General features: G+C 67.0%; 14 protein-coding genes. 6 read left to right on the top strand and 8 right to left on the bottom strand.

Translation table 11 applies throughout. The features are described from left to right. The 6 genes from KA712_11545 to KA712_11520 form a co-directional block, all read right to left on the bottom strand. Window positions 1–1,317, bottom strand: a 1,317-nt coding sequence (locus tag KA712_11545; GenBank protein ID MCG5053585.1) for a DUF1552 domain-containing protein, incomplete at its 3' end; no start/stop codon positions are given. A gap of 159 nt (window positions 1,318–1,476) precedes the next feature. Then, complete coding sequence (locus KA712_11540) at window positions 1,477–2,934, bottom strand: DUF1592 domain-containing protein (protein MCG5053584.1); 1,458 nt, start codon at window positions 2,932–2,934, stop codon at window positions 1,477–1,479. A 212-nt stretch (window positions 2,935–3,146) separates the two neighbouring features. Next, a complete protein-coding gene (locus KA712_11535; GenBank protein MCG5053583.1) occupies window positions 3,147–4,577 on the bottom strand; it encodes a DUF1552 domain-containing protein in 1,431 nt (476 codons plus the stop codon). A gap of 44 nt (window positions 4,578–4,621) precedes the next feature. Then, window positions 4,622–6,958, bottom strand: coding sequence for a hypothetical protein (locus KA712_11530; protein MCG5053582.1), 2,337 nt, complete (start codon window positions 6,956–6,958; stop codon window positions 4,622–4,624). Further along, complete coding sequence (locus KA712_11525; protein ID MCG5053581.1) at window positions 6,959–7,993, bottom strand: hypothetical protein; 1,035 nt, start codon at window positions 7,991–7,993, stop codon at window positions 6,959–6,961. It abuts the gene before it with no gap. Window positions 7,994–8,046: 53 nt separating this feature from the next. Further along, on the bottom strand, window positions 8,047–9,519 hold the full coding sequence (locus tag KA712_11520; protein MCG5053580.1) for a hypothetical protein: 1,473 nt from the start codon (window positions 9,517–9,519) through the stop codon (window positions 8,047–8,049). Window positions 9,520–9,625: 106 nt separating this feature from the next. On the opposite strand from KA712_11520, the gene KA712_11515 reads away from it, so the two are divergent. After that, window positions 9,626–11,539, top strand: a complete 1,914-nt coding sequence (locus tag KA712_11515) for a M61 family peptidase (protein ID MCG5053579.1) — start codon at window positions 9,626–9,628, stop codon at window positions 11,537–11,539. On the opposite strand, the gene KA712_11510 is transcribed toward KA712_11515, so the two are convergent. Beyond that, window positions 11,536–13,281 (bottom strand): DEAD/DEAH box helicase, encoded by a 1,746-nt coding sequence (locus KA712_11510; protein MCG5053578.1) that lies wholly within the window; start codon window positions 13,279–13,281, stop codon window positions 11,536–11,538. The genes KA712_11515 and KA712_11510 overlap by 4 nt on opposite strands. Before the next feature lie 439 nt (window positions 13,282–13,720). Here KA712_11510 and KA712_11505 point away from each other — a divergent pair, with 439 nt between their 5' ends. The 3 genes from KA712_11505 to KA712_11495 are packed head-to-tail and all read left to right on the top strand — an operon-like array spanning window position 13,721 to window position 19,203. Beyond that, complete coding sequence (locus KA712_11505) at window positions 13,721–16,573, top strand: glycosyltransferase family 2 protein (protein MCG5053577.1); 2,853 nt, start codon at window positions 13,721–13,723, stop codon at window positions 16,571–16,573. Continuing rightward, the gene (locus KA712_11500) at window positions 16,570–18,129 is read left to right on the top strand and encodes a glycosyltransferase (protein MCG5053576.1); all 1,560 of its coding nucleotides are present in this window, start codon (window positions 16,570–16,572) and stop codon (window positions 18,127–18,129) included. The genes KA712_11505 and KA712_11500 overlap by 4 nt, the downstream gene beginning before the upstream one ends. A gap of 3 nt (window positions 18,130–18,132) precedes the next feature. Then, entirely contained in the window at window positions 18,133–19,203 is a 1,071-nt protein-coding gene (locus KA712_11495) for a glycosyltransferase (protein ID MCG5053575.1), read from the top strand. Here the strand turns inward: KA712_11495 and KA712_11490 are convergent. Continuing rightward, on the bottom strand, window positions 19,185–19,835 hold the full coding sequence (locus tag KA712_11490; GenBank protein ID MCG5053574.1) for a DUF2238 domain-containing protein: 651 nt from the start codon (window positions 19,833–19,835) through the stop codon (window positions 19,185–19,187). The two genes, KA712_11495 and KA712_11490, sit on opposite strands and share 19 nt — an antisense overlap. Before the next feature lie 68 nt (window positions 19,836–19,903). Between KA712_11490 and KA712_11485 the strand changes: the two genes are divergently transcribed. Together KA712_11485 and KA712_11480 are read left to right on the top strand one after the other, a co-directional pair. Further along, entirely contained in the window at window positions 19,904–20,686 is a 783-nt protein-coding gene (locus KA712_11485) for an alpha/beta fold hydrolase (protein ID MCG5053573.1), read from the top strand. 86 nt (window positions 20,687–20,772) lie between these two features. Beyond that, window positions 20,773–21,342 carry a cytidine deaminase gene (locus KA712_11480; protein ID MCG5053572.1) on the top strand — a complete coding sequence of 190 codons (570 nt, stop codon included), beginning with the start codon at window positions 20,773–20,775 and terminating at the stop codon, window positions 21,340–21,342.

The following is a 21,342-nucleotide window of genomic DNA, read 5'->3' as shown; positions in this document are numbered from 1 at the left end:
GATGTCCGCCCCGACCGCTCGGGCCACCGACACGAAAAAGTCGGCCACGGAATGCACCGGCACGTCATGGTTCACCTTCGGCTTGAAGCCGGAATCACCGGGGGTCACCAGGGTCATGCGGGGATCGCCGCTCGTGATCTTGCTGCTCGGAAGCTGGACCAATCGCCCTGTTTTCAAGGCGCCTTTGAGGTCGCCTATGGTCATGAAGATGTAGTCGTTCTGGCCGCCATGATGTTGGCCGCCCGAGTTGTTCATGAACACGATGAGCGTGTTGTCGGCGAGACTTCCGCTTCCATCCGAAACGCGTTCGAGCTGCGCCCGGATATAGGCCATGCTCTTGGCCGAGTAGTTATGGTAGGCCCTGTGGTGCTCGAGCGTGGCGCCGCCGTGCCACATGCCGTGCTGGCCGGGGTGGTTGGGCTTGCCCTCGCTGTTGTACCAAACCCCCAAAAAGGGCATCGCCCCCGTGTTGTGCGCAATGACGCCCACCCGGGAGAACCCGCACCCCAGGGCCTGGACCATGATGTCCGCGACGATGTGGGGACGGTCCGGGTTTGCGTATTTTCCCTTGAGGGCTGCCGGGTCGGGGGCCTTGGGAGCGCCGCAGGAGAGCTGGGCGGCGGCCACGTCCCCGAGCTTGAGCTCGATCTCACGCAACGACGTGGTGTACTGCTCGAGCTTGGCCTTCTCGGCCGAGGCCAGGTGGTCGGAGGCCTTCTTGAGGTCCGAAATCACGAAGTCGAGCAGGCTCTTCCTGCGGCGCAGAAGCGCCGCCGCCTGCTGATTGCCGGCCGCCGGGTCAGCCGGCGTGGTCTTGCCAAAAATGCTGGCGAAGGCGGCGACGGGATCCTGCTGGATCGCAAAGGGCGCGAGCGGTCCGTCACTGCTGTAGGTGAGCGAAAAGTCGTCGTCCTCGTCGCCCGTCCACGTCGCAAGATTGATCGACGAGATCGGAGCATCTGCCCCCATCGTCCTGGCGATGACCCGGTCGATCGAGGGCCCGAGCGGTGCGGTTTTCACACCCTCGAGAGGCTTGCGATCCATGGCCGTGAGCGGCCACAAGTTGCCGTGCAGGTGATGGCCAAAGGGGTTGTAGAGGTGCTGGACCACCGCGATCTTGTCTTTGTAGGCGTCGAGCGGCGAAAAACCCTTCAGGTCGAGACCACTGCCGGCAGCGACCGGGCGCATCTCGTCGGTGATGCCAATGCGATCGATGAAGAAAATAATCTTTCGCTTCGTGTCAGCCGCTCCCAGCGCAGGGCGAAGGGACTGCCGCAGCAGCGGCGAAAGCATCCATGCGCCAGCCCCCAGAGCCATGCGTTCGACGAACCCTCTGCGCCTCATCAAGTGCATGCAACGAACCTCACAGTTTTTGATTGCCGTTCACGGGTACAGCCAAGGTCGCGCCTCCCCCTCAAACCGGGTCAATGCTCACGCAAGTTGTGGACCGTCCGGAGAAGAGGACGCCCCGTTGGACTACTCCTGGGGCGGGGAGGCCTGCAGGAACGGAGCGCTCTGGACCGTTTTCAGAAGCAGGTTTTTGTAGGTGCCCGTATCTCTGACGGCGGCCAGAAGACCTTCGAGAGCTGCCTTATCGGAGGCCTCTTCCAGGCGCCCCTGCGCGTAGCGGAACCACTGGGTTGCCAGGCAGCTTTGTGCGGAGGTACTGGCCGCCAGCTTTTCCCCGAGTTGCGTGGCGCCCACGAACGTACCCACGTCGCTGTCGACGGCCTCGCCCGAAGGATCGACCGGCTTGCCGTTTTCGGTGGTTCGGTGCACGCCGATGGCGTCGTACTCCTCGAAGGCGTAGCCGATCGGGTCCATGAGCCGGTGACAGGGCACACAGTCCGGATTGTCGTTGTGGGCCGCGTGATGCTCCCGTGTCGTTTGGTTGGGAGGGGCGGGCCCGATCATCACGTTCACCTCGGGTGGCGGCGGCGGCAAAGTCCCGCAGAGCAAGCGTTCGCGCACCCAACGCCCCATGAACGTGGGAGAGGTGCCTGTGAACCCCGAGTGGCTTGCGATGACACCGCCTTGTGTGAGAAGGCCCGCGCTACGCTTCGGGTCGTTCAGGGAGACCTTCGTCATCTCGCTCGTGCCGGGCTTGTCGACGCCGTAGTAGGCGGACAGCTGGTCGTTCGTAAACACGAAGTCGGCGGTGAAGAGGTCTGCGAACGTGCCTTCCTTCACGACGTGGGCCATGAACGCCTCGGCGCTGTCACGAAGCAGCCGCGGGTAGTCATTGTCCCACTTCGGAAACACCTTCGGATCCTTGGCAGCCGTATTGATGCGGGGCAACTCCATGAGCTGCGCGTTGAACGCCGCGAACGTGCGCTCGGCCTTCGGATCCTTCAGCATCCTTTCGGCCTGAGCCAAGATGGACGCCTTGGACTGGAGCCCGTCGGCCGCCGCCACGTCCATGAGCTCTCCGTCAGGCATGCTCTTCCACAGCAGGTACGAAAGGCGCGAGGCCATATCCCACGAAGACGCGGGCCTTGGCCGCTCAGCAGGCGTCTCGATACGGTAGAGAAAAGGGGCGGAGATCAGCAGGGACTGGAGGGCCAGGTCGAGGCCTTCGGTGAAGGTGTCTCCCAGTGCGAAGACGCCCATGAGGCGGTCCACTTCGGGCCCTGTGAGGGGGCGGCGCCACGCACGCCGCCCAAAGGTCTCGATGAACTTCTTCCCGCAAGCTTCAGAGGTTTCGCTCGAGGCACAAGGCTCGATGGACCCCGCCTTGCTGAGCGCCACTTGCGCGAGCGAGGCTGCCGCCGAGAGGGCTTGCTCGGCCAGCTGCCCTGGAAAGGACAGCTGAGAGGCATTGTTGTCGAATCCCTTGACCGTCTCCTCCCTGGGGAAGGCCCGTGCGGGTGTGAGCTTCGTGCCGAGCAGGTCGGAAACGGTGTAGTCGTATTCCTCGCGCGTCAGGCGGCGCATTACCGTCCCGCTCGAGGGCTGGACACCGCAGTCTGCGGGCCCTGCACAAGGTTTACCGTCGGGTGTTGGGGACTCCGAGGGGGAGTCGCCCGAGGGGGAGTTGCCCGCGTCGCTCGCTTCCGGGGGCTGCCCCGTCACCGCGCCGGTGCAACCGGAAAACGCCGCGAGTACCCAGAGTGTGGCCCCAACCCTTCCCGACCATGTGTTTCGCTTCATGTCAAAAGCTCCGTGATGGGTCCCGTGCTCTTGTCCGCGTCGCCGAAGGTATCGATGTTGACGCCCATCGCGCGGGCCAACGTGATGTGGAGATCGTTGAACCGCCGGGGGGTCCCCTCGCCGTTTCCGTTGAAGCGATGGGGGAGGCGCACGTGGCGTCCGACCTTGAGCGCGCCGCCCGCCGAGCCCGTGACGACGATGGGGCAGTTGCGGGCCTTGTGCGCCCCACCGTGGTTCATCGAGGTCAGAAACACGACCGTCGCGTTCTCGAACGCACCAAAGTCTTTCATTCTCTGGACCAGGAGGCCGTATTGCTCGACGCTCCATTTGGCGACGGCACGCCACCCTTCCGCGAAGGTCCTCTGCTCCGGCCACTTTTCGGGAGCGCCCGCCTCGAAGTGAGAAGCGTCATGCCAGCGCCATGAAGGAAGTCCAATCCAAGGGAAGGTGTTGTTGTTGGCCTCGGTGCCGAACTGCAGACCGCCGATGCGGGTGAGATCGCACGCCAAAGCCATCGCCAGAAGATCGATCTGCTGCTTCATGACGAAGGGCGTATCGGCGATGTCCTCGAGCTCGTCCTCGTCGTAAAGGACCCGGCCGTGCGACGGGCTCTTCGTGTCAGTCTTTGCGGGGGGCGAACAGCCGGCCTGTGCACCGGCATCGAGGCGGCTTTCGATCTCCCGGAAGGAGGTCAGATATTGGTCGAGCTTCCGCCGATCGGCCGCGCCAAGATCCTGTTGAAGGGTGCTGGCCTGTTCGATCGCAGAATCGAGCACGGAGCGCTTCTTCTCTCTTAGCTTTCGTGCCTTGTCGGGATCCGCAGACACACCAGCGAAGATGCGCTCCCAGGTCTTGATGGGGTTATCCGATGCGGGCACGGACTGAGACTTCGAGAGCCACGACACGGCTTGGCCGTCGTTGGCCCCCCCATTGTTGACGCCCACGTTGAGGGTCCGGAACTTCGTCGGTGGGTTGAGCCGCTGCGCGATGAGCTGATCAATCGAGATCATGTTCTGCGGCGAGTGCTCGTAAGTGTTCGTGCCGGTGAGCGTCGTGCTGTAGGCGGGGTGATTGCCCCCCGAGTTGTCGAGCCCCTCCACGAACAACATGTCGTTCCGGTGCGGCTGCAGGGCCGCGAGGGCCTCGGGCAGCTCAAACTTGTCATTCACCATGGCGCCCGGCCCGCTGAAGTAGACCTCCTTCATCGGGTCGGTCTGCCAGTTGTAGGGCTTGGCCCCGGGCGCCGTGGGCCAAAAGACATCCGCGTAAATGGACAAGGGCTGCATCCAGTACACGAAGCGCTTCGGAGTCATGGCCTGGGCGCTCCGGGCAGAGCGAGGCACCATCGCGTCCAGCAACGGCAAGGCCAGGGAGAAGCCCGCCCCGCCCCGCAACAACGTTCGGCGAGAGAGTGGTTTGCGCGTCATTGGCCCTAGGTCGCCGCTCGCACGGCGAAAGGGTCAATCGGGCCTCAAAGAGAACGCAAAAACGCCAGCAGCCGCAACCGGGCCTCCGGGGGCAGAGCGCTGTAGGCCTGCGCCGAGGCCGCGGCTTCCCCGTTGTGCGCGGCCAGGGCGGCCTCCAACGTGAACGCCCGACCGTGATGCATGTAGGGAGATGTGTCCCCCACCCCCCACAAGGGAGGGGTGCGAAACTCCCGCCCCGACGCCTCGCCGCCGGGAATGCCTTCGGCTCCTTCGGGAGCGACGTCGTGCAGCAGCAGGTCGCTGAACAAAGGCACCACCTGGCCCCGTTCGTCGGTCATCACCGGCACGTGACAAGCGTCGCAACGCAGGTCGCGAAACAGCTGGGCGCCCTGCGCCTCGGCCTCTGGGTCCCGGCTCTGCCCCGGCGGTGGCCCCAGGTTCTCGAGGAAAAAGAGTAGGTCTGCCATGGCCTCGCGATCGATCTCGGGGTCGGGCACCGCATCGGCGTCGGCCAAAACGCCGAAGCTCAACCCTGCTTCGGGCGGCAGCGTCAGGCCCAGCTCGTTGGTGAGCGCGTCGCGGACGAACTCGGCCAACGAAGGCACGTCGGCCTTCCAGCCAAAGCGGCCGAGCCGCCCGTCGGGTAAACGATGCACCCGCCCGGAAATGCCGTCTCCGTCGGCGTCGAAGGGGTCGGCCCGCGCGACCAGCTGCGCCTCGGGAATGCGGCCGGCAAGGCCCAACCCGAAGAGTGTGGGCGTTTGCCGCGTCTCGAACACGTTCGCCAGGGTATCCACGGCAGGGCGAACACCTGCCAGTTGAAGCTTGTGCGCCATCGTTCCGCGCGCGGGCGGCGTGACCTGACCGTCCGCGCCCCTGATGGCTTGCCGGGTCACGTCCACGTCCGCGGGGCCTGCCCCACCCAGCGCGGGGTCGAAGTGGCACGCGCGGCAGGAATCGCCGTTGAACTCGGGCCCGAGGCCCCCTGCGGCCCCGAACTCGTGGTCGAACAGGCGCCGGCCGCGCGCGAAGCGGGCCGCCTGGTCTGCACTCAAGCCGCTCACGGGGCCTCCAGGCTGGCCGGCCTGCGGCGCCGCGGCGCCGGGTTCGAGAAGGCCTGCGCTGGCTTGCGTGCGCCCGCCCAGCGACAGCAGGAAGGCCTCGAGCAACGCGCGATCGGCCGGGGCGAGCGCCACGTAGGCCTCCTGCGCGCGCGCGGCTTCGCCGCCGTGGGCGCGCACCGCTTCATCCAGGGTGTCCGCCCGCCCATCGTGCAAGTAGGGCGCGCCAGCCGCCACACCCCACAAGGGCTGCGTCCGAAACTCGCGACCGGTGGCGATGCCCATCTGAATGCCATCAGCCAGCTCCGGCCCCATGTCGTGCAGGAGCAGGTCGCTGTAAAGCGGGAGCTCGCCCCGAGGGCCACGCAAGCTGGGCACGTGGCACGCCGGGCAGCCCAGGCGGGCAAAGATCGCCCGCCCCGCTTCGGACGCGGGCGTGGGAGGATCGGGCTCGGGTGCAGCCAGCAGCATGCTGAAGCTCACGAGATCGAAGAGATCCTGCTCGGAAAGCTCCGGGTCCGGCACGCCATCGGCATCAACGGTGGGTTGGTCGGGGGCGGCGGCCTGAGCGAGCACGTGCACGTCGAGCGCCCCGGGGCCTTGCACCGTCAGAGCCATGGCGCTGCGGCTGAAGCGCGGGCTCGCGACGGGAAGCTCGGCCCGTGCCGCCTCCGAAAGGGGAACACTGGTGATGCCGAGGTGGTTCATCAGCGGGCCTCGGATGAAGCCTTCGATCGAAACGGTCTGAGATTTGCGCCCGAAGCGTCCCACGAAACCGCGATCGAAGTTCGGCCGTCCGCTGATGCCGTCGCCGTCGGCGTCGCTCTCGTCGGCGTGCCTCACGATCGCGTCTTCCGGGAGCTCGGCAATCAGCCCCACGCCAAACATCGGAATGGGGCTCCGCAGCGCGGAGACGTTGATCGCGGGCTGGGAGGGCACACGCCCGCCGGGGCCCAAGGTGTAATGATCCTGGACGCCGTTGATGCCGAGCGGGGTGTACGAATCGTCCGAGAGCCGCTGCGCCACGAGCAAAAAGTTGCGGTACCGGCCCGCGCTGCCCCCCACTACGGGCTTTTCGTGACAGGCCACGCAAGAGACCACGTTGAAGTTGGGTCCCAGGCCGTCGGCGGGCGCAAAGCGACGCAGCACCACCGCGCGGCCTCTGTCGAAGGTGTCTCTTTGGGCCGGGGTGGCCAAAGGCATGATCTCGCCCAAGGGCGCAAAGATCTCTGCCGAAGGCCGAGAGTCTGCGTCGCAGCCGCTGACCGCGAGCACGACACAGGCCACAAAGGACCACGAAAAGAAGCGATTTCGTCCCATTCACTCCGTCTCCGTGAGGGCCCGTTGCAGCGCAACGCCCTCGAAGGGGCCCCTCGTCGAGAGCAAGTTGCCGCCCACGGCGACGAGGGCTCCGTCGGGTGTGCCGAACACGGCATGCAGGTCGAGCGCCGTGATCGGCGCGTGGGGCGCGACCGCGAGCGACTTGAAATCGATGCGGGCCGTAAAGCCGTTGGTCCCGGCCACGTGAACGTGCTCCGCATCCCGCATCCAGATCCCGTTGAGCCCCGGAACCGCAGGCAAGCTCCGGGTGTTCCAGGTTTGGCCATCGAAGGTGGCAACGACCCCTACGGTGCGACCGCCCACCACCACGAGCCGTTCGCCGACGCCCCACAGCGAGATGAGATCCTCTCCGGTGCCGACCAGTCGTTCGGTCCAGGTGATGCCATCGAAGTGCAAAACGGCGCCGCTTTGGCCCACGACCCATACGTCGGAGGCGCTCGTGCCCCACACTTTGTAAAAGGCGCGTACGAGTGCCCTTTGCAAGGGCGGCACGGGCACAGACTGCCAGCCCGACGGGGTCCGGTGAAGCAAGGTGGCGTCACCCTCGGCCAGGCCGTTGCCGCCCACCGCCCACACATCGGCTTCGTTCGTTCCCCACACACCCCAAAGATCCTGGGTCGTGGGCACGGGCTCTTTCGTCCAGGTCATCGCCGCGCCCTGCCCTTGCCCCCGCAGCACGGTGCCCCGCGCGCCCACCACGAACACGGTGTCGCCCGGCCATCCCCACATCCACGCCAAAAGCGGGGTGTCGACGGGAAGAGGTACGGACGACCAGCCCGCTCCGTCGTAATGGTCTACGCGGCCCGCCTCGGGGGTGCCGCCCACCACGAATAGGTTGGTTTGCGAGGTGCCCCAGGTGTTGAGCAGCCACCCCGGGGGCCGATGAACCGGTTCGTACGCGGGGGACGGCTCCTCCGAGGACGAGCAGGCCCCCAGGACGAGGAGCACGCAGGCCAGCAACTTCGGCGCCTGCCACCCATGAAGCCGGGCGTTGAGGGGAATGTACGTAGACATGTCGATGCGCCGGGGAGGCGCGGCGACTCTAGCACGCCCGAATCATCGCTCGTTCACCGGTCGGACGAGAACACCAAGTCACCCGGGCTGCGCTCGGTCTCGTTAGCCTGTTTGCGGGCCAAGGCCAGGGCCTTGCGCTCCCGGGCAAGCTCGGCGAAGCGAAACGCGGGACGGTCCTCGTGCAGGTCGAACTCGCCGCCCAGGGATCGCACCGACGCCAGGAGCTCCTGCGGTGTGGGGGCGCGCCCGGCACCGGCCTGCCACAGCTTTGCCAGCTCGTCTTCCCCGTAGACAGCGCGCGGCTGCTCGAACACGCGGGCCGCCACCGCACGGCGACCATTTTCAGCCTCGAGCCGCCGCCGCTGCCGGCGCCGGCCGAGGGAGCGCAGCGCGGGCAGAGCAAAGAGCACGCCCGAAAACAAAAACGGCACCCAGCCCAGCAGCAAGGGGGTCCCCGTGGGAGGAGCCACCTCCACGGGCGCATAGGCAGAGCGCTCCATCGCCTGGTTGAACTCCCACAAGAGGCGCTCGACCGTGAGATCGTTGGCCACCGCGTAGCCGCTACATGCCAGATTGAAACCGTTGACGGCGCCCACCAGCAGGTTGCTGCCAGCGGGGTTGCCCGTGACCGGGAGCATCTCGGCTTTGCGCCGCCAAAAAGGTTGCATCTGACGGCCGGGGCTCTGCTCCACCAAGGCCGTCTGCCGCAACGATTTGAACACGTAGATTAAAGCCCCGTCTTCGCTCACCTCGATCTCGCCGTCGTAATCGAGGAGCAACCGCGACAGGGCCGCGTCCGCCTCGCCTCGGTTCATCCCGGTGACGCGCATGACGTCTCCCACGCCCACGCGGCCTTCGCATCGACGGATCTCGTCGGCGAGCCCCTGCTGCACCTCGACGGCGGTGGGCTCGGGCGGCGGCGGGGGTCCGAACACGAAGCGGTTCACCCGCTCGTAAAATGGGACCTTCGGCAAGCGCCGCTGACGGCGGCTTTGGCCGAGCCAGCTGGGTTCGTAGGGCCTGTAAAACGGAGAAAAAGGGTGGAAGGTCCAAAACAGCGCCTCGAACACCACGCGGAACACCACCTCGACGGCGTCGCCCAGTCCGTCGCGCCCGTCGTCTTTGGCCGCCATGGCGATCATGAGGGCGCCGAAGGCCACCGCGTACGCGATCACCACGATGGATACCCAGGCACGCACCACGAAGCGCCCCACCCCCACCGCGGCGCGCCCCAGCTTGCGGAGCCAGCGGGGCGTGTTCGACTTCGGCTTCACGAGGCCGTTCGGAAATTGGAAGACGAGCTGCCCTTCACTCGTCGCGGCCAGGTGCCCCTGGTAACGGGCGACCAACTCGTGCAGCCCTGTCTCGGCGTCGCGCAGCGCCAGGCCGCTTTTGGCGGCTGCGTCGGCGACGGTGAGCTCGCCTCGAAAGCGCTTGAGGGCCTGCTCGAGTGTCTTCGCAGCTTCTTGGGCACGAAGCATCGTGGGACGAGGCGCCAGGGTCGTGGAAGGGGTGGATGCAGCCACGAAGGCAAGCTTAGCAGCCTGCGCACGAAGCCCTCTCGCGACCCAAGCGCATCGCGTTAAATTTACTTCATTTGGTCCTCACCGAGGCGCCGGCTTAAATCGCGCAATGGCTCGCCGTCTTTCCTTGCTCGCAGGCACGTTGCTTTCGCTCGCTTGGGGTGGCTCTGCACTTAGTGCCTCGCCGCTCATGCACATCGAGGTGGACGCCTCCGACGCTCCCCAGCGCATTCTGCACGTACGCCAAACGATCCCGGTCGGGCCGGGGCCCGTCACCCTGGTGTTTCCCAAGTGGCTCCCGGGCGAGCACGGTCCGACCGGTCCCATCAACGACCTGGTGAATCTTCACATGCGTGCGCGGGGAAAACCCGTGGCCTGGCAGCGCGCCCCACGCGACGCCTACGCGTTCGTCGTGCCCTCGACAGAAGGTGCCGACGCGCTCGACGTAAGTTTCGATGCGGTGACGAGCGTGGGCGGGCGCGGTGCCCCCTCTCCCGCCAGCGCCACTCCGGAGCTACTCGTGTTGAAATGGAACGCGGTGCTGCTCTACGAAAGCGGCGTGGCGGTGTCCGAGGCACGCGTCGAAGCGTCCCTGCGCTTGCCGCCGGGTTGGTCGTGGGGAAGCGCCCTCATCGCCCGCTCCGAGAGCCCCACACGGCTCCGTTTTGCCCCGGTCTCGCTCGAGACCCTGATCGACAGCCCCGTCGTGGCAGGGGCCGAGACCACAAGGTTCGATCTGTCGCCTCCGGGAGGCCCGCCGCACAAGCTCTTTGCGGCGGCCGACAGCGCACGCGCCCTGGCGTTGCCGCCCGAAACGCTCGCAGGCTACCGCGCCCTGGTGCGCGAAGCCGGTGCGCTCTTCGGGACCTATCCCTACGAGAGTTACACGTTTTTACTGACGCTCTCCGACCACCTGCCTTTCGGAGGCCTCGAGCATCACGCCAGCAGCGACAACCGTGTGGCCGAAGACACCTGGCTCGATCCGCACAAACGCTTGTTCCGTTCGGCCCTGCTTCCCCACGAGCTGGTGCACAGCTGGAACGGCAAATACCGGCGGCCCCAGGGGCTCGTGGTCCGCGACTATCAGCAAGCCCACGACACACGCCTGCTTTGGGTGTACGAGGGCCTCACGTCCTACTGGGGCGAGGTCCTGGCCGCGCGGGCTGGCTTGCGCACCCGAGAGCAGGCGCAGGAGTTTCTCGCGATGACGGCCGCGGGCATGGACGCGCAGACAGGTCGCACGTGGCGCTCGCTGGCGGACACCGCCGCTACGGCCCCCCACCTCGGGCAGGCGGTGAAGCACTGGCGCAACCTACGACGCGGACTCGACTACTACCCAGAAATGGTCCTGGTCTGGCTCGAAGCCGACGGTCTCGTTCGCCAGGCCACGCAGGGGGCGCGCACGCTCGACGATTTCTGTCGGCGCTTCGCCGGGCCTTCCGGTGACCGCGTGAGGGTCTCACCCTACGAGCGAAACGATGTGCTCGAGCTCCTGCGCGAGGTGGCGCCCCTCGACTGGGACGCCTTCTTCACGTCACGGATCGAGGCCATCGTGGCCCAGCCTTCCCGCACGGCCCTCGGCAACGTGGGCTGGCGCCTGGTGTTCACTCGCGAACCCACCGAGACGTTTCGAGCGCTCGAGGCGGCAAGCCGGGAATTGAATCTCACGTATTCCCTGGGCCTCGTCGTGAGCCACGAAGGCGAGGTCGTCGACGTCGTTCCGGGCACGGCCGCCGCGCGCGCCCGGGTACCGCCGGGCGCACGCGTGGTGGCCGTGAACGGTCGCAAGTTCTCGCGGGAACGGCTGCTCGCCGCGGTGGAAGACTCACCCCGACGCCGCAAGGTCGAGTTGCTGCTCGAAAACCAAGAGTTCTTCGAGGCACACGAGCTCGTCTATGCCGGCGGTCCCCGTTACCCGCGGCTCGAGCGCTTGGAGCACGCCCCGGATCTTCTCGGCAGCATTCTCACGGCCCGGGCGCCTTCCTCGCAGGCCAAGCCCCCGACGCCGCCGATCGGCGATTAAAGCTTGCGCAACCACTCCTCCGCGGCAGCAAGACGCTTTTCCAGCTGGCGAATCGAAGCTTCGCTGATGCGCTTGATCCCGGACTTGCGGTTGAGGTCCGAGTTGACGTCTGCATGACGCCGCCCCGTCAAGTGGACCAGCTCGCGCACCACGGCGCTGTTCTTTTCGCGCAGATCACGTCGTTTCGCCAAAGGGCCCACCACCGGCGCGGCCGGCGGCAAGGGCTCCGGATCGGGCAGCGGCAAGGGGGCCACCGGTTCCCAGCCGGTGTCCGGAACGGGGGCCACCGGCTCGAACGCGCCGCCCACGTAATCCGGGATCTCGTCGCCCCCGTCCTCGAACACCCGCTGTTCGTCGAGGGGCCTGCCCTGCTCGTCGAGCGGTACGGCTGACAACGCCGCAAACAAGGACAGCTGCTCTTCGAGTTGGGGCTCCTCTTCGGCGGGCCGTTCATCGCCGGGAGGGGGTGGACCAAAGCCCTCGTCCGGGTCTTCCTTCCGGCGCAAGCTGTGCCGACGCTGCTCCGCGATGGTGAACGCCGAGGCCCGCAGGCGCACGTCGTCGGGGATGAACATGTACGCCGTTTGCTTCGACGAGCCCCCCGTCCAGCGCACGAGGCGCCCCACGGCCTGCCGAAAAAAGAGATCGGTGATCGTGTTGGTGGCGTATACGCCGACGCGCAGGCGGGGGATGTCCACGCCCTCGGAGACCATGCGCACCGCCACGATCCACGGCTCACGCGTCTCGGAAAAGCGCGCGATTTTTTGCGAGGCCACGGGATCGTCCGAGGTGGCTACGGTGGGCATGACCCCCGTGCGCTCACGCAAGATCTCGGCGATCCCGCGCGCGTGATCTTGATCCATCGCGATCACGAGGCCGCCCGCCCGCGGGTCCTGGCCCCGCAGGTGCAAGAGCTGGGCGTGCGCCTGTGTGAGGACGGCAGGCAACCATTCGCCTTCGACGTCGAGCGCGGTGCGCAGGCGTTGGCTGGCGAGATCCTTCGTGAGCTTGTCCTCGAAGGTGGCGCTGTAGACGTTGCCATCGGGCGCCGTCCACTCCATGCGGCCATTGATGCGGGGGAAGTACACCGGACGAACGACCGCGCGATCCTTGAGCGCTTCGCCGTATCCGTACTCGAAGTCCGAGCAGGCGAGATCCCCTTCATAGCGGACGAAAGGAATGGTGCTTTGGTCCGAACGAAAGGGTGTGCCCGACAAGCACAACCGCCGCCAGGCATGCTCGAAGGCGGTGCGGACGGAATCACCCCACGACTTGCTATCGGCGGCGTGATGAACCTCGTCGAGGACCGCCAGCGAATCTCGCACCAGCGGACGCAAAGCCTGAGGGTTGGCCGCCACTTGCTGGTACGTGACCACCACGCCATGCACATCGGAGGGAAGCGCGCCGTATCCGGCCGCCCATTCGGGATCGAGGTGAATGCCGAAACGCTCGGCGGCCTGCGCCCACTGGAGCTTGAGATGCTGCGTGGGAACGACCACGGCGAGCCGCTTGCTCTTGCGTGACACCAAAGCGCGGCGCGCGGCAGTGAGCGCGAACGTGGTCTTTCCAGCGCCCGGGGTCGCAACCGCCAAAAAGTTGGGATGCTCGGCCATCTCGAAGGTTTCGAGGGCTTGCCTCTGCCACGCACGAAGGCGGATCCCCTTGTCACTCGCCCCGGGGCGCGCGTAGCCGGTCGGGTGCAGCGCGTCGGCACCGTCTGCGGGAGAGAAAGGCGCGGTCACGCCAACCTCCCGGGGAAGCGGTGGGGCGATGGTGGGCGAAGCGTTGGCAAATGTCCTGGCGTGGTTCCTGGAAACATGCGGACCGGACACACAGGCGCGCAAAGAGCCCAGCGAACGGGGCTCGAAGGCGATGAGGACGGGACCGTGTTCGCACGGGGCAACACGAAGACGGTTAGGGGTAGCGTTCGGGCTGCAGGCCCGTCAAGGCCTCATCGCACGATCTCGCGATGACGCAAGGAGCTCGGGAGTTCAGGTGGACGAATCGACCAAAGTATCCACAGTCACACTTGACACAACCCTCGGTCAAAGCCCGGCGGACCCCGCGCGGGGAGGCCCCGAAGGCACACAAGCGGGCCTCCGCGATCGGCCGGGATTTCATGCAGAAATTTTCCTCGTTTGCGTGCAAAATGCCCCCGGGAAACGAACCTCTCGGCGGCGCATGGACCCTCTGGTCACGATCATTTTACAGGCAAGCGAGCGATGGGATGCGACCGAGCGGTGTCTGGAGGCCGTGGCCGCGCACACGCCCGAGGCCCATGAGCTCGTGGTCGTCAGCGGAGGGCCAGAGGTGACTGCGGATCGGCTCCGCGCCTGGCCGAAGGCCCTCTTCGTGTCCAGTCAGGACACGGCGACGTCCCGCGGGCGGGCACGGAACCAGGGTGCCGCCCAAGCCCACGCGCCCACACTCGTGTTCCTCGATGCCGACACGCTCGTGCGCCCCGGATGGATTGGGCCCTTGCTCGAGGCCTTGTCGAGCCACCCGGGCGCAGGGTTGGCCGGCCCCGTGCGCTTCGGCCTGGACGGACGCATCCACGATGCGGGGCTCGGCCTTGCGTACGGCATGGGCGAGCCCTTGCAGTCATTCGCGCTTCACAAAGGAAGCCCGAGCGAGGCGCTTCGGCCAGAGAGAGCAACCCGCACGGGCCTCGGTGCCTCTTGCCTGGCGGTTCGGGCCACCGTTTTCCGCGCCCTCGAAGGTTTCGATGAAGCCTACCTCGCGGGCGGTGAGGAGATGGACCTCTGCCTGCGCGCACGAGCGAAAGGTCACGAAAGTGTCTTGGTCCCGCGGGCACAGGTCACCACGGCGGGCGCCGAACGGGAACATCACTTCGATCACCTGCGCCACGACAGCGCGCGCCTTCACGCCCAGTGGCTGGGGCGTGCCGAGCGCTTCGATCTCGACGTGCGGCGCGAGTTGGCCGCCGTGGCGCCGCGTCCAGGATCGACGCCCCGTGAACCCGTCACGGTGGTGAGTTTTCTTTTGCCCTCGAGCTTGCCGTGGGTGGCGCCCTGGCTCGAGGCAACCCGCGCCACCTTGGGCCCCGACGACCCTTGGATCCTCGTCGACGCCAGCCAGGACGAAACCATCTCGGCCTACGCACGATGGTTGGCGCCCCAGGAGACGAACGCACGACGACTCGAAGCCCCCGACATCGCGTTCTCGCAGCTGTGGGCCTTCGCGCACGCGCACGTGTCCACAGAGCTCGTCGCCTGCGTGGGCCCGAACCACTTGCCCTCGTGGCACTGGCTCGAACGCGCCACGGCGCACCTCGCGGCCAACCGGCATTTGGGCGCCGTGACGGCCTCGCTGCCTCCCTTCGGCACCACGGGCCCGGCGCTGTCCGAGCTCGAGACCTCGGTCATGGACCAAGCCTTGTGGCCGGTCACGCAAGGGCAGTCGCTGCCAAGCCAAACGCCGGAGACTCTCACCTTCGTGGCACGCCGATTCGGCATGGGAACGCCCACCGACGACGGCCCGATCTTCGAGCCTACGCGCCCGCACAGCCTGGCCGATGCCTTGGCCAGCAAGGGCCTTTTTCTCGTCACCGGCCTGGACGTCTGCAGCCGCCGGCTCGACGGGGTGGCGCTCCCGCCTGGGGCCTTCGACAGCACCCGGCGTGTGCTGTCGGCCCAAGCGGCCAACCTGGGCTGGGAAGATCTCTGGCGCCGCGCACGCGGCCGGGTGGACACGAAGCAGGCGCAGACCCTCGCGCATCGGCACGGCGTGCTTCCTTACACCGACCCCGTGAGCATCGTCGTACCGGTGTACAACGAAGCAGATCTCACGCGGGCCTTTCTCGAATCGCTCTACGCTCACACGCATCGCGCCTTCGAGGTCATCGTGGTCGACAACGGCTCGAGCCCCGCGGTCGCGGGCGTGGCACAGACCTTCGCCGCCCGGCACGGCAACCTGGTGTACCTGCGAAACGAGAGCAACGAGGGCTTCGCGTTCGCTTGCAACCAAGGGTTGGCGCGCGCCTCGGGTGGGTTCGCCGTGGTGATCAACAACGACGTGCGGGTGCCGGAAGGATGGCTCGGCCGCTTGCTCGCCGCCTTCGAGGGCGACGCGGCCGTGGGCATCGTGGGACCTGTGACGAATCGTTGCGTGGGCCAGCAACAGGTCATGCCACCGCCCTACGCGCGGCTGACGGACTTTCCCGGAGCCGCGGCGGCCCGCGCGCTCACGCACCGTGGGGGCACCCTCGACGTGGGCCGTCTCGTGGGGTTGTGCCTGATGATTCGGCGGGACGTGCTCGACAAGATTGGCGGCTTCGATCCGGCCTTTGGCTACGGCAACTTCGAGGACGACGATTATTGCCAACGCGCGCGACGGGCGGGGTATCGCCTCAGCATCGTAGAAGACGTGTTGCTCCACCACGAAGGCAGCGCGACCTTCACCAGCGCCGGCTTCGATGCCCGCGCCCTGGCCCGACAGAACTGGGAGATCTTCTGCGACAAGTGGCAACACGATCCCGCGCGCGCGCGTTTTTCGGACCTCGAAGCGCTGGCGGGCGCGCAGCCCTTCGACGCGGATCGTGACAGCATTCCCCTCTCCTTCGCGGCGCTCTTCGATCGTGCAGCGCCCGACCTGCCCTTGGCCACCCGCAAGCCGTTTCGCTTGTTGCTCTGCCCCGACGTGGACACACCCCACTGGATGGAGCCCGTGCGTGTATTTCTGGACACCTTTTCGACTCTGGATCCCGTGGCTCTCGTGCTCCGTCCCGTTCCGCCCACCCCGGCGCGGCTTGCGCGGGCCCACGATGAGGTGCTGGCCTTTTTGAATGCCCACGACAAACCCGAGGGCTGGCCTGACGTGGTTCTCGAAGCAACACCCCTCATAGCCCGCGCACGCCCCCGGATCTACGCATCCGTCAACGCCGTCATCGCCACGGACGGACCTCAGGCGCCCTTCGTGGCGCGCGAGACCTTGGCGATGGGCCTACCGCTCATCGAGGCCACGGCCGCTTCGATGAGGCAAGTGTGTGCCCCACCCGGGGAGGCAAACGCGTGAACGACGATTCCAGGCCGACGCCCCCACCATCCGCGGGCTCCTTTCAAGCGCGGGTCAACGTGCTGCCCCCCGCCTTTGCCCATGGGGTCACGCGGGTGTACCCGCGGCTCACGATCGGCGGGGCCGAGGCCGACATTCTCGTGTTGCTCGAGGGGATTGGCGACACGCACATGGTGGTCACCGAGGTGGAGGGTCTGGCGGCCGAGCGGGCGCGCACCCTGGCCGCGCGGTACACGAAATTGCAGGCCCCTCGCTTCGCATCGCTTCTTGCCGCCATGTCTCGCACGAGCCTGGTGCACCTGCATACGATCAACGATCACCCGCTCGCGCCTTTGGCCGCGCAGCTCGCCGGGGCGCCTCGGATCGTTCAGACCGTACACAACGACTTCGACTGCGAGTCGAGCCACTTCGTGGATCACAGCATCGTGGTGGCCCCGGAGACCAAGTGGCGCATCGAGGCCCCAAGCCGCAGCACGTGCATCTCGAGCGGCATCCTCGTTCCCCCGGCCCCCCTGCCGCGGGCACCGCTGGGTGAGCCAAGACGTCCCATTCGGCTTCTCGAGATCCGGCGGCCCGAAAAGGCCATGTTCGTCACCCTCGAGCAGATCGTGGCCACGGGCCAACTCGACGACCTTCCGCTCGAGGTCACCATCGTGGGCATCGACGGAAATAGCGGTGACCCCCGCGTGCGGCGGGTGGGCGCGGTGGCCGATCCCACGCCGTACCTGGCCGAAGCCGACATCGTCGTGCACGGCTCGGCCGCCGAGACGTTTGGTCGTGTGGTGTTCGAGGCGCTCGCACAGGGTGCCCTGGTGGCCGCATCGCCGTTGCCCCCCTTCCGCCGCGCGGCCAGCGCGGGCGCCGCCTTGCATCTGTTCCAAGATCTCTCCCCCACAGGCGCCGCCGCCGGCGTCAGAACGCTGCTGAGGCAACTCGAGGCGCCCGCGGCGTGGAGCACGACCCGGCAGCGCAATCACAACTACGTGCGCAACCACCACGGCACGCAGCTCATGGTGGCACGCACCCGACAGGTCTACGCCGGCGTTCAGGGGCGGGAGCCCCCCCCGCGCAATTTCCTGCGCGAAGACGCCGAAGGAGATCTGGGACTGTTCGGCGCGACGGTCGATGCCCTGCTCGAGCGGCGGCGGCCACCGGCCCTCTTTGCCGGTATGCTGTCTCCCCGCCAACAAGCGACCCTGTTGTGGATCTCTGCACGGCACGGCCTTCTGCGCCGAGCGCTGGTGCCCGCGGCGCTGGAACGAGCCCTGGCCGTGCTGGGACCGCGGCACTTGTTGCTCCTAGACCTCGCCAAACACCTGGTCGCGGGCGGCGACGTCAGGGGTGCCCTGCCGTTCCTGGCCGGCGCGGTCGAGCTGGATCCCGACAAGGTGTCTCCCTATCTCGGGCTCGTCACGCTGCATCTGGCCTTACGCCAAACCGAACCCGCCCGCGCCTGGTACGAGCGGCTCGGGGCCCGCTGGCCCGAGCACCCTGCGCTCGCCGCCATCGGCCAGAAGCTGGCAGGCGCGACGACGGAACCGCAGGGCCGAGGCTGAACCTTGTGGTTCCCCCCGCGTTCGGTTCCCCTCACCCTCGCGGTCGTGGGTCCTGTCACGGGGGGCTCCGCGCCGGTGGCGGCGGCAGCGGCGCGGGCGTTCGAGCGGCTGGGCCATCGGGTCTCGTTCATCGACAACCGCACGTTCGGCCCCGATCTCGCGGCATGCAAAACGCTCCCCGAAGGGGCACGACAGGCCGAGGAAGTTCGGGTGTTCCTCCGGGCGGCCGCCCACACCCAGAAGCAACTGCGTGAGTCGCGCCCGCAGCTGGCGTTGTTCTTGGCGCAAGCGCCCGTGCTCAGCCCCGACGACCTCGCCCCCTTGGCCGAGCGAGACGTGCCCACGGTGTTCTGGTTCGTCGAGGATTACCACGTCTTTTCTTACTGGCGGCAGGCCGCGCCTCGCTTCGACCACGTGTGGACTCTCCAGCAAGAGCCCTTCACCACGGCGCTGCTCAACCTGGGCGTACGGTACGTCGACTGGGTCCCCCTGGCCTGTGAGCCCGGGCCCCTCGTCGAGGCACCGATTGACGCCTGCGGGGACGTCACCTTCGTGGGAACCGGCTACCCGAACCGGGTGGCGCACCTGGCAGCCTTGCAGGTCCCCGGCCTGCGCCTCTTCGGTCCCCACTTTGCGGCCGAGCCGTCGTTGAGGCCCTTCGTGGCTCACGACGGCACGTTGCCTCATGAAGGTCTTGCGGACCTCTTTCGAGGCAGTCGCATCAACTTGAACCTGAGCTCGGAGGTAGATCCCAGACGCTTCGGCAGCCGCAAGGACCTCGTGAACCCGCGCGCTTTCGAGATCTGTGGGGCAGGCGGTTTTCAGCTGGCTGACCGTCTGATTCCGCTCGAAGATTTCTTCGAGCCTGGGCAAGAGGTGGTCACCTTCGGCAACGCCGAAGAAGCGCGTGAGGTGATAGCGCGCTACTTGCGCGACGATCTCGCGCGAAGGCGGATCGCGGCGCAAGGTCACGCGCGGGCCGTCGCCGAGCACTCCTACGAAGCCCGGCTAGGCAAAGCGCTCAGCCGCCTTTTGGCGCGGGATGGAGACCGCGTCTACCGCGCGGCAGGCTGATCCGGGCCGGGAAAAAGTCCGTGTCGGCGCAGGGAGCGGTCGTGCGCGCGTGACAAAAACAGCAGCGCCACGGCGGCCCCCACGAGGGCCAGAAACATGTCCCATTGTGCATCCCAGGGATCACCCTGGCTGCCCAGAAAGGCCACACCCACGTCGGAAGCCACGGCCAGCGTGACCCACCACTCGAGCAGCTCCCAAAAGGCCGCGATGGCCAACACCACCGAAAGCAGGGTGAAGACGAACCACCCGCCCCGCCGCAGGGGCGTCGCGCGCATGAACACCTCACGAATGACGAAGACCGGAAACACCCCCAAAGCAAGGTGTCCCACCCGATCGTAGTGGTTGCGCGAAAGATGAAAGGTGTCTCGCGCCCAGTTGCCAAGCGGCGTTTCGGCGTACGTGTAGTAGCCCCCGTAAATCAAGATCAACAGGTGGAGGAACGTGCACACGTAGACCCAGTTCGACAGAGGAAAACGCCTGTAAGTTGCCACCATGACGGTGATGCCCGCGAGGCCCGGTCCCACCTCCAAGAACCAAGACGCATGCCCTGCCGCCGGCTGCCACGCCGAGAGCAAGCACACGAGAGCCGCGAGGCCCAACAAGACCACGGGCAAGCGACGCGGGGTTTTCATCTGGCCCTCACGATACGCGGCCCCGGACGCGGCCGAAAGAGGCGCACGACCTGCTAGCTTCCTTCGTCATGTCGCCTCAACGGCTTTCTGCCTTTACTCTGGGTCAAGGAGCGCTCGGAACGGTCCTGTTGCATGGCTTTTTGGGCTCGGGAAAAAACCTGCGCACGTTGGCGAACAAGTGGCTGGAGAGGCAGCCCAACCAGACCCTGCTGCTCCCCGATCTGCTGGGGCACGGCGATTCGCCCCCCCTTCCCGCCGATGCCACACTCGACGACGTGGCGCGCGCGGTGCTCGCAACCGCCAGCCTGCTTCCCCATCCCTTGCGGCTCGTGGGACATTCGCTGGGCGGCCGTGTGGCGCTTGCCTGCGCACGCGTCGCCCCGGAACGGGTGGCAGACGTCGTTTTGCTCGACATCGGACCTGGACCCATCGATACACGAACCTCGGAGAGCCGGCAGGTGCTCCACATCATGATGCAGGCCCCGGACGAGGCCGACGATCGCCAGGTGTTCCGAAGCTTCTTCCTGGGCAAAGGCCTTTCGGCGCCCCTCACCGAGTGGATCCTGATGAACCTGCGCCTCGATCAGGGACTTTACCGCTGGCGCATCGACCGGCGGGCGCTCGACGCCCTTCACGAAACGTTCACCCAGGATGATCTGTGGCCCGTGGTGGAATCTGGGGAGGTTCCGGTGCACTGTGCGCTGGGGGAGCGATCCCGGTACGTAAGCGCCGCAGAAGCGCAGCGCCTTCGGGCCGCGGGTTGCGACGTGCACGTGCTGCCAGGTGCCGGTCACTATGTGCACGTCGATGCATTGGGGCCGCTGGTCGATTGGCTCGCCCAGTTGCCTTGACGTCCGACAGAGCCCCGGGGCCGTAGGGATGCTCGGCCGCAGGCTCCTCCCCTTCGACAGCCAGGCGTACGCTGTAGACTCACCGGATGGTCACCCTCATCCTGCCTCGCCTGCTCGTACCTGACGCCGTTACATCCACCCCGGCGGGACGCCTCGTGGTGCCCGGATTTTCGCTTCCCGAGCGGGAGGTGACGATCGATCCGGACCAGATCCGGACCCTCATCGAAGAGGCCCGACGGGCTGCGGGCAACGCCTATGCCCCCTTTTCCAAGTTCCACGTGGGGGCCGCGGTCATCATGGCGAGCGATCCCGCGCAACGAATCTTCACCGGCGCCAACGTGGAAAACAGCTCCTACGGGGGCACCCTTTGCGCCGAACGGACCGCCCTTTCCGCCGCGGTGACGAGCCGACCTGAAAACGAAGACAAGCGGCTGCGCTACCTGGCGGTCTCGGTGCGCGACGCGCTCGGCGACGTTCTGCCCAACCGCAGCCCTTGCGGTCTCTGCCGGCAATTCATCCGTCAGTTCTGCGATCCCGCGCCCGGCCAGCCTCCACCTCTCATCTTCGTCGATGACGGCGCCCCCGACACCCTCGGGCAAGTCTTCGACATCGAGCGTCTCCTCCCGTGGGGGTTTCGCTTCGAGCCCCGCACGTAG

The organism is Myxococcales bacterium (assembly GCA_022184915.1).
Taxonomy (GTDB): Bacteria; Myxococcota_A; Polyangia; order Fen-1088; family Fen-1088; genus JAGTJU01.
This window is presented reverse-complemented; position numbering and strand designations above follow the sequence as displayed.